This is a genomic window from Pseudomonas sp. SIMBA_068 (genome assembly GCF_046534705.1).
In the GTDB taxonomy this organism is placed as follows: Bacteria; Pseudomonadota; Gammaproteobacteria; order Pseudomonadales; family Pseudomonadaceae; genus Aquipseudomonas; species Aquipseudomonas putida.
In genome coordinates this window covers 1-231 of record NZ_JAWRYI010001804.1, presented here as the reverse complement: position 1 = coordinate 231, position 231 = coordinate 1, and the positions used below count along the sequence as shown (strand labels likewise).

The following is a 231-nucleotide window of genomic DNA, read 5'->3' as shown; positions in this document are numbered from 1 at the left end:
CATCCGTCTTACTGATGGGATTAGGGGCGATACAGCCGAGGTCACGGTGGTGATTCTCGCCTACCCGGCTGTGCTGAACGTCTTGCCATTCCACGTGCCTAAAGTGCCCCATGGCAGCTCGGTGCCCTTCGAGGTGCAGAACGACGAGGCCGATGCCTGGCTCTTGTTCGGCGAGGGGCACATCGACCCTGCCTCAGGCGTATACACGCCGCCGGTATCGCCTTCAACCTC

General features: G+C 61.5%; 1 protein-coding gene. It reads left to right on the top strand.

All coding sequences use genetic code 11. The features are described from left to right. Positions 1-49: 49 nt before the first annotated feature. Positions 50-231, top strand: a 182-nt coding sequence (locus SB756_RS35990; RefSeq protein WP_410914027.1) for a hypothetical protein, incomplete at its 3' end; no start/stop codon positions are given.